Below are 9,191 nucleotides of genomic sequence, written 5' to 3' on the forward strand. Positions count from 1 at the left end.
GCTGGTTTTCGTCTTGCGTGGCATACATGCTCCTTATCGACATGTTATGCCCTAAACACAAAATTTCTGACAGGTCCATGCCGAGACTTGCCACCGGTCCTGCAGGCCAACCCACTCAACCCGCATAACCTTCGATGCAAGAGAACCAACAACACGACTCCGTCGATGTCGTCGGCGTTGATGTAGGCAAAGGCCAACATCATGCTGTAGCACTCGATCAGACCGGGAAGCGCCTGTACAACAAGGCGCTGCCCAACGATGAGGCCAAACTGCGCGCCCTCATTACCGACCTCAAGGCACACGGCCAACTCCTGTTTGTCGTCGATCAACCCGCCACCATTGGCGCGCTGCCGGTCGCAGTCGCCCGCGACGAAGGCGTCCTGGTCGCCGATCTGCACGCGGGTGAAGCCAAAACCGATGCCCGAGATGCCGCAATCATCGCCGAGGCCGTGCGATCGATGCCCATACGCTGCGCTCGCTGCGACTCGCTGACGATCCACTCGCCGAACTCACCATGCTGTGCGGCTTCGACGACGATCTGGCTGCCCAAATCACCCAAAACAGTAACCGCATTCGCGGTCTGCTCACCCAGATCCATCCCGCGCTGGAACGGGTTCTGGGACCTCGCCTGGACTATCCGGCCGTGCTCGATCTGCTTGAGCGTTACCCGTCGCCCGCCGAGCTTGCAGCAACCAGCGAGAAGACTCTCGCTAACCGTCTGACCAAGCTCGCCCCGCGTATGGGCAAAAGTCTTGCTTCCGAAATCATCCAGGCGCTCAGTGAACAGGCTGTCGTCGTACCCGGCACGCAGGCAGCCACTATCGTTATGCCGCGCCTGGCCCAGCAGCTCGCCGCCTTACGCAAACAACGCGACGAGGTCGCCAGCGAAGTCGAACGGTTGGTGCATGCACACCCTCTTTGGCCGGTCCTGACCAGCATGCCGGGAGACGAGGTCAGGACCGCCGCCAGGCTCCTCACTGAGGTCGCGCACAAAGCCTTCGCTTCGGCCGCGCATCTTGCCGCCTACGCCGGTCTCGCGCCGGTCACCCGCTGCTCAGGCTCATCCATCCGCGGCGAACATCCGTCCAGACGGGGCAATAAGGTACTCAAGAGAGCTCTGTTCCTCTCAGCCTTTGCCGCCTTGCGAGATCCGGTCTCGAGGAGCTACTACGCTCGCAAGGTCCAGCAAGGAAAGCGTCACAATCAGGCGCTCATCGCCCTAGCCAGAAGACGCTGTGACGTGCTGTTCGCCATGCTGCGCGCGACGGCACCTTCTACCAGCCGAAATCCGCCCCTAATGTCCCGCTAGACACACTCTGGGACGCTAAATGGGCCATACGTTGAGCGACAACCGCAATGACCTGCAGTCAGCGCCATGGTAAGCACGCTGCAAAAGGAGCTTTGCGGCGGTGTAGGTCTGTGGCGAGGAACTTCGGTGCCCGACGGGCTTGCGGCAGGCATCGTGCAACGTTTGCACGATGGCGGGCTCTAGCGCCCACTGCTGACGGCAAGGCCGCTCACCCGCTGTCACCATGATTCGATCCATGGGCGAAGTTCCAACTCATGCGTCCAAGCATCCCTGGATTGCTGATGCAGCATCCAGTAGGTATCAGCAATACGCTCCGGATTGACGATACCTTCTCGTTCCTTCAGGGCATATCGCTCGGGAAAGCCTTCACGAATGAATTCGGTGTCGATAGCCCCGTCAATAATAAGATGGGCAACATGAATACCCTGAGGGCCGAGTTCCTTGGCCATTGATTGGGCCAGTGCTCGCAAGGCGTGCTTGGCCCCACTAAATGCGGCGTAACCCGCTCTGCCGCGAAGGCTGGCAGTGGCCCCCGTGAAGAAAATCGAACCGCGGTTTCTGGGTACCATCACCCGTGCAGCCTCGCGGCCCATCAGAAATCCGCCGAAACAGGCCATTTCCCAGACTTTGGAGTAAACGCGTGCGGTCGTCTCCAGGATGTCAAAGCGAACGTTGGCGCCGACATTGAACACCGCTACTTCGACTGGCGCTATGTTCGATTCGATCTCCTGAATGAGCTCGACCATCTGATCTTCTTTGCGCGCATCCGACCCGAATGCATGGGCTACACCACCATCGGCCTCGATCTGCGCCACCAATGGGGCAAGCTTCTCTGCATTACGTCGCGTTACGCATGCAATATAGCCTTCACTGGCGAAGCGTCGCGCAATCGCACCGCCGGTTGCATCGCCGGCGCCAATGACTAGGACAACCTTCTTTTCGTTCATGGCTCAGTCTCCTTCTGGTTGTACAGTCGACAGTGTGACAATGTGCGGTTCATATGAGAGCCCGAAAGAGCCCACGACATGTCGCTGGTCTATCCGATAAACAGACGCCTATGTACCCGCGATTCGCGGGCTCCTGACCATGCATTCTTTGGGGCTTAATCGGCTTTTACGCATCCGATTTCCTCTTCGACCTCTCTCAGCCGATCCTTGCCGAAGAAGATCTCTTCATTGACAAAGAACGTCGGGGATCCGAATGCCCCACGCTCAAACGCCCGTTGAGTGTTGGCTAGAAGAATGTTCTTAACGTCAGCATCACTGATCCTGGCCAGGAATCTCGCACCATCCAGTCCCGACTCGTCTAAGGTCGCTCGGATGACATCAGGATCATCCATCTTTTTCCCCTGCTCCCACATCGCTACGAAGACCGCGTCGACATAGGTAATGAACTGTCCGTCCAATTGTGCGGCAACGGCACCGCGCATAATCTGCACCGTGTTGATGGGAAAGTTCTGGTTGAATCGGTAAGCACTGATGCCATGCCGCTTGACGAAACGCTCGGTCTCAAGCCGGACATACTCAGGCTTGTTTTTTATCCCCTCGAAGGCTTCGGCCGGTGAACGATTGCCGGTCAGTCGAAACAGGCCACCCAAGAGGATCGGTATGTATTCGAACTTCGTTCCCGTACGGGCTTCAATACCGGAAATTACCCTGTGGCATAGATAAGCGTTGGGACTACCAAAGTCGAAAAGGAATTGCACACGCGCTGCTCTCATGAGCTTGCCTCCTAGATTTCTAACTGGGACGGGCATCCGCTCCATATTTCCGCGGAGCGGGGAAGGGGCCAGGTCAGCCGCATCCCAACGATGACCATGCTATGATAACAGTGTTAACATAGCAAGAAGATTAAGCGGCAACCTACCATCAAAGGAAGGTGCGCCTGGGATGGCGGAAGGCCCAGATGCCCTCGTCGGGCAACGCTATTCCGAAGAACAAGAGCCTTGTGGGCCTGCGGGGCTTCTTCGCCCGTGGCTTCGCTGCGACTGCGCCTCCGAACTGCCGTGCGTCACAAATGTAGCGCGCGACAGAAAAGTATCGGATAGGTTGCAGTGCCACCAGAAAGGACAGGATCTTAAGAATCCACCAGCAACTTCAAATACCATTCACCCCGCGAATACCGGCAAATACCAGATCGAGCGCCTGGTTGGTGAGCTGCTCTCGATTCACTTTCGGTGCGCCCCATGGGTTAATTCTGTTTTCAATGATCAAGGTAGCTACGCCGTGCATGCACATCCAGGCGATACGCGCCACCTCATGGCCTTTGGCCTCATCAGTCTGACCATGCTCAGACAGGTAATCCGTTGCTGCCTGGTAGACCGTGTGATATGACTGGCTCGCAGCTTCATTTAGTTCCGCATGTGTCTGCGGCGAGCGGAATTGCGGCGCAAACATCAAATGAAAAAGCGTCGGGTGGAGCGTTGCAAACGCTACGTAGGTAGACAACAACGTGCGCAGCCGCTGCTCCGCAGACATGTGCGGACGCAGCCGTGAAAAGCGGTATTGCGCAAGGTCACGGAAGCCACTGGCGGCGATGGCAGCCAACAAGCCCTCCTTATTGCCAAAGTGGTGCTTGGGCGCAACCTGAGATACCCCGACACTGCTGGCGATACGCCGCAAGCTTAGTTCGGCCAGGCCAACCTCACTAAGCTGCTGCTTGCCGCAGCGAACCAGGTCTTCGCGGAGATTGCCGTGATGGTAGGGCCGATCCCCTGCAGTACCGACTTCTTTGCTTCGGTCAGCCGTGCGGGAACGCTTCGCAGCGGGAGGCTTTGCCACGCCTACCGACTTCTTCGCCAGCTTGCGCTCAGCGGTTCCTGCCCCGGCTGGCCCCGCGCTTTTGGTTCGCTCAGTCTCTTCCATAGGTAAATTTTAACACCCCGGCAGCGGCGGAACAAACTCCTGACTTGATTTTTAATTTAACACTGTTAATCTTGGTTCGTACCGAACTGTACCCGAAGGACGATTCCAATGCCTACTTACGAAGCCCCACTGGCCGAGTTCCGTTTCCTGCTCCAGGACGTTCTCGCTTATGAAGAACGCGTCGCCTCGCTACCCGGCTGTGAGCAGGCGACCATGGACCTCGTCATGCCGGTGCTCGAAAATGCCGGGATCTTCGCGCGCGATGTGCTATTGCCCATCAACAGTACGGGCGATGACGAAGGATGCACACGCCGAGGTGACACTGTAATCACGCCTTCCGGGTACTCCCAAGCGTACCGCGCCTACTGTGAAGCAGGCTGGCCCACACTTGCCGGCGATTTGGCCTACGGTGGGCAGGGACTGCCTGTCACACTGGCAACTCTGGTACGGGAGATCGTTGGTTCTGGCTCGATGGCCTTCGGCATGTACGCCGGCCTCTCGCAAGGCGCCTATCGCGCCCTGCTTGCCCACGGCACTGACACACTGCGTAAACAACTACTGCCTAAGCTGGTCGACGGCAGTTGGATGGGAACCATGTGCCTCACGGAAGCCGAGGGCGGTTCCGACCTGTCCCGGCTGCGCACCCGCGCAGCTCCGGCGGGTGACGGCACCTATCGCATCACTGGCAGCAAGATTTTCATCTCGGGCGGGGACCATGACTTGACTGAGAACATCCTTCACTTAGTGCTTGCCCGACTGCCCGATGCACCACCGGGAACCCGCGGGATCAGTCTCTTTCTCGTACCCAAGAAGCTGCCACGTGGTGACGGCGCGTCCCTGCTTGCGTTCAGTGACAATCGCGTTTCATGCACCGCGATCGAGCACAAGATGGGGATCCGCGCATCAGCGACGACGGGATTGGCCTTTGATGATTCAGTAGGCTGGCTGGTAGGCGAGCCTAACGGAGGCCTGAAGGCGATGTTTACAATGATGAATTCCTCGCGCATCGGTGTGGCAGTACAAAGCATCGGCGTGGCGGAGCTTTCGCTGCAGAATGCGCGGGCCTATGCGTTGGAACGCCGCCAAGGGCGCGCTCCTGGCGCCGCTACTAAGGATGAAGGCCCTGACCTCATCGCCCGGCACCCCGAGGTGCGCAAGAATCTATTGACAATGAAGGCGCTGACCGAAGGCGCTCGGGCCTTGTATACGGACGCGGTCATAGATCTGGACATCCGCAATCGCCACCCGGATCCGGACGAGCGAGCACGTGCAGAAAACCGGTTAGCCCTGCTGACGCCGGTAATCAAGAGTTTCCTTAGCGACAGCGCACTCGAGGTCACCCGTTTGGGCATCACGATCTTTGGCGGGCACGGCTATATCCATGAGAATGGCATGGAACAACTCCTGCGCGATGCTCAGATCGTTCCGCTCTACGAGGGAACGAATGCAATCCAGGCGCTGGACCTAGTGCACCGCAAGCTGTCCTTGGAGGACGGCAGAGTCGTCGACGCCTGGCTCGAAGATGCCCGCTCGATGGCACGCAAACACGAAGGCAAGTCCGAACTGGCATTGCTGTGCGAGGCCGTGCACATTGCCATAGATGACCTCCAGGAAGCAACGGCGCTCACACGCCAGCGCACGCTCGAAGACGCGGTGGCTGCGGCGGCTGGGGCCACTTCGTACTTACAGATGTTCGGACTGGTCGCGCTCGGCGTAGTTTGGTTGCGCATGGGTGCCGCTGCGCTTGTCGCCGAGGGCGATGAATCTGCCGATTTTTACGCCGGTAAGCTAAAGACCGCGCGATTTTACGGTGAGTACATGCTCGGCCAAGTCGACTCACTGTGGCATGCCATCATCGCGAATGCATCCGTTCTAATGGATCACGCCTTGGAGGAATTGTAATAGCGGGAAAATTAGATGTAAATCGCCGTATCAAGCACATTGCCGATTGGGAAAGTGTCATATTTGCCGCTCGCAAAGATGGTTACTGAATTATTAACGCAGGTCGTCGGTCTCCACGTCCTGTTTTCAATCGCTAAGCCGGCGCCTCTTCCGGGGCTCTGAATTTCTCTATGTAGCGCGGCATTCGCCAATAGTCTCTTCTTTCCAGACGGCGACCCTGCACAATCCCGTGCGCGATCGCCTAACGTCCGTGCAGAATCACCGATGGCAACCCTCCCCGCCAGACGTGTTGGCCGCTTTTCGCTTCGATAGGTGAGCGCCACCCTTTTTTCATCAGCTCGAACCCGGATCTTGGCGTTGCGCATTGCATGGGTGGCGCGGTCGGGCCCTTTCGCTTACTTGATGCACAGAACGCGCATTGTTGCTTGAAAAATGGTTAGACCGTATCACCACCTACAAGTATCGGTATGTCACTCCAACACGCACTACTCACTTCGCTCCTGGAAATGCCTTCGACTGGTTACGACCTGGCGCGTCGATTCGATAGCTCGATCGGCTATTTCTGGCGTGCCACTCATCAGCAGATCTATCGTGAACTCGCCCGGATGGCGGAAGCAGCCTGGGTAGCGGTATCCGAGAACGGCAATAGTTCGAACCGGCGCAGAAAGCTGTATCACGTCCTGCCGGCCGGGAGGGAAGAGTTGGTAAAGTGGGTTTCCCAGCCCTCGCCGCCTAGAGGGAATCGACGCGCATTCCTTGTCAAGATTCGAGCTGAGGCAGTGATCGGTCCTCTGGGAGTGGACAGAGAACTGTCGAGACTGATTGACGAGCACCAAGCCTGCCTGGATACGTACCGGGAAATCGAACAGCGTGATTTCTTGATCAAGGAGATGTCTGCGGCAGCGCAGCTACACTATGCGGTCCTTCAATCCGGCATCATATTTGAGGAGGCCTGGCTTAAATGGGCAAGCCAGGTACTTCCATTGCTCCACGCGACACGGAACTGCAATGGTGAGGACTTGTCCGAAAGATAGCGAAGACGAATCAAAGTATATGCCGAACCCGCATTTTTCTTTCACTTCCAGTCTTTCGATGGCGAGTTGCTCTGCGCCCGCTAAAGGGCAGCGGAACCTCTCATCGGACTCCACCGCGGCACAACGACTCTGCCAGGAAACGCCTACGGAGTTCCTTGATGTGGAAAACCAGAGTGCAGTTGATTAGCCTGTTTGTTCTGGCAGGTATGATGCTTCCCAGAAAACTGATGTTAATCCTGCGGGGAATTAATTCACCTTAAACCTGAAAAGCGCGCCTGAGAAGACGGGAAGCGAAGTCGAATACCGTTCTACTTAGCCTTCTTCTCTCACTTTAAGAAAGCCAAGGTTGGTGCTTACCTCCATCGTGACTCACCAATTTCATTGATAGGCGCTTCCTTACTGCCCTTCTGCCTCTGCGGCGCTTGCGCAGCAGAGACAGAAGTGGCTAGAGGTACCGCACAAGAGCATTCGAGCGCTGCATTGGAGCTCTAGATCAGAGGGCAGAGAAGAGAGTCGTCCCTACCGATTGACAAAGCGCGAACGACAATACAGGCTTCAGGCTTCTCTAGGCGAGCATCGAAATGGCCCGTCTGAGCCGTTGCGGTGCGGGCGCGATACATGCCCGTTAGAATGTACTCTCGTTTTCGTGCGGGTCGACGTTACGTGCACCCTCTGTATAGGGATCGCGCGGTTCCTGGACAGTGCGAGCACCATCGGTGAAGGGACTGCGTTCTTCCTGCACAGAACGTGCACCCTCGCCAAATGGGTTGCGTGCATCGGACTGCGAGAATCCGGTGGCCTGCGCACCAGCGGCGGCGGCCAGCATGGCGACGGCAAAAGTAATAGACTTAGTAAAAGCTGTTGTCATATTCGGTTTCGTGGAAAGCCTGCGATGAACTGGGCGGCAGGGATCGTCATCCCGATATACGGCGCCGAGCCGCAGGATGCATATAACGGGAGTGGTGTATCGACTTATTGTGCGGGCCCCCATTTTTTTGTCACGGTATGTATCATTCTGTGCGCGCAATACACTGTTGTACCAAACGGGTTTTCGACACAAGCGTCGAGGCACAGGCTAGTTGACAAGACGGTCTGGCCCATCGCCTGATTGAGGCTGTCCTGCCCCAGCCGCGACTCCGGTGTCGGCTTGAGGCTGCGCGGCCGGTCTCGAACAGCGCCTCGCCTGGCATCGTCCAGCGCTTCTCACTTGAACGGTCCAGATCAGCAAGCAACCATCGATTCGGTACTTGCCGATCGCTCCCAATGTCCGATCTTAGTTAGATCAGGCCGATCTCAACGTCAATGTTGCCGCGCGTTGCTTTCGAATACGGGCAGGTTTGGTGAGCGGTGTCCACCAATTCCCGGGCCGTTTCAGAATCCAAGCCCGGCAGGCTTACGTTAAGGCGTGCTCGGAGGAAGTAGCCACCTTCGTTGGTGGCCAGGTCGATTTCCGCATCCACCGCACGGTTAGCAGGCAGTTCAATCTTCTTTGCACGAGCTGCGCTGCCGATCGCGGCAATAAAACAAGCAGCCCAACCAGCGCCGAACAGCTGCTCAGGGTTAGTACCTTCGCCGTTGCTGCCCGGCGACGATAGCCTGACGTCGAGCCGGCCATCGTCGCTGCGGGCGGAGCCATCGCGGCCGCCCGTGGTGTGAGTTTTGCCGGTGTAAAGGATTTTTTCGATTTTGGTCATGAGTAGCTCCGAGGAACAGTTAACGAAGCCCGCCGTCTCCAACGCGGTGGCAGGCCACCCATGCATTGAAAGAGTTTTATGTATCTGGACTGTGATGCACTGAGGCCCGAACTGCAATCCTAAGTATCCTGCTGGTTTGTTGATACATCCGCGTACAATCCAGTCTGGAAGACTTTTGACCGAATAACGCGCCAATACCTCTATCCTCCACAGAAGTGCAGCAGCCGCGCTATCCGAGAACGCACGCAAAAGAGCTCCAGCGCGGTGCTCAAGAAGCGGAGCCCGGTAAGCCTTTTCGCCAGAGAGGCTATTGGCCGCCCTGCGCAAACATCGGCATGTCCCGCAGGATATGTTCGAGCAACTTGAGCGCCGCCGCCGGTAGCGGCCG

General features: G+C 57.4%; 7 protein-coding genes and 1 pseudogene. 3 read left to right on the forward strand and 5 right to left on the reverse strand.

The annotated features are described in order from the left end of the window. Nucleotides 1–134 precede the first annotated feature (134 nt). Nucleotides 135–1,344, forward strand: a pseudogene (locus AC3WL8_RS39220) (IS110 family RNA-guided transposase). 183 nt (nucleotides 1,345–1,527) lie between these two features. Here AC3WL8_RS39220 and AC3WL8_RS39225 read toward each other — a convergent pair. The 3 genes from AC3WL8_RS39225 to AC3WL8_RS39235 all read right to left on the reverse strand — a co-directional run bounded on the left by AC3WL8_RS39225 (nucleotide 1,528) and on the right by AC3WL8_RS39235 (nucleotide 4,173). Continuing rightward, the gene (locus AC3WL8_RS39225) at nucleotides 1,528–2,256 is read right to left on the reverse strand and encodes an SDR family oxidoreductase (protein ID WP_492380189.1); all 729 of its coding nucleotides are present in this window, start codon (nucleotides 2,254–2,256) and stop codon (nucleotides 1,528–1,530) included. A gap of 155 nt (nucleotides 2,257–2,411) precedes the next feature. Next, nucleotides 2,412–3,029: a 2-hydroxychromene-2-carboxylate isomerase gene (locus AC3WL8_RS39230; RefSeq protein ID WP_492380190.1), complete on the reverse strand. Its 618-nt coding sequence runs from the start codon at nucleotides 3,027–3,029 to the stop codon at nucleotides 2,412–2,414. A 376-nt stretch (nucleotides 3,030–3,405) separates the two neighbouring features. Next, nucleotides 3,406–4,173, reverse strand: a complete 768-nt coding sequence (locus AC3WL8_RS39235; RefSeq protein WP_492380191.1) for a TetR/AcrR family transcriptional regulator — start codon at nucleotides 4,171–4,173, stop codon at nucleotides 3,406–3,408. Nucleotides 4,174–4,281: 108 nt separating this feature from the next. Between AC3WL8_RS39235 and AC3WL8_RS39240 the strand changes: the two genes are divergently transcribed. Continuing rightward, complete coding sequence (locus AC3WL8_RS39240; protein ID WP_492380192.1) at nucleotides 4,282–6,075, forward strand: acyl-CoA dehydrogenase C-terminal domain-containing protein; 1,794 nt, start codon at nucleotides 4,282–4,284, stop codon at nucleotides 6,073–6,075. Nucleotides 6,076–6,542: 467 nt separating this feature from the next. Beyond that, nucleotides 6,543–7,109: a PadR family transcriptional regulator gene (locus AC3WL8_RS39245; protein ID WP_492380193.1), complete on the forward strand. Its 567-nt coding sequence runs from the start codon at nucleotides 6,543–6,545 to the stop codon at nucleotides 7,107–7,109. 625 nt (nucleotides 7,110–7,734) lie between these two features. On the opposite strand, the gene AC3WL8_RS39250 is transcribed toward AC3WL8_RS39245, so the two are convergent. Both AC3WL8_RS39250 and AC3WL8_RS39255 read right to left on the reverse strand, forming a co-directional pair. After that, on the reverse strand, nucleotides 7,735–7,977 hold the full coding sequence (locus tag AC3WL8_RS39250) for a hypothetical protein (RefSeq protein WP_492380194.1): 243 nt from the start codon (nucleotides 7,975–7,977) through the stop codon (nucleotides 7,735–7,737). Between the two features lie 409 nt (nucleotides 7,978–8,386). After that, nucleotides 8,387–8,803 carry an organic hydroperoxide resistance protein gene (locus AC3WL8_RS39255; RefSeq protein WP_492380195.1) on the reverse strand — a complete coding sequence of 139 codons (417 nt, stop codon included), beginning with the start codon at nucleotides 8,801–8,803 and terminating at the stop codon, nucleotides 8,387–8,389. Between the last annotated feature and the right edge of the window lie 388 nt (nucleotides 8,804–9,191).

Source organism: Cupriavidus sp. FW305-F7, from assembly GCF_058782875.1.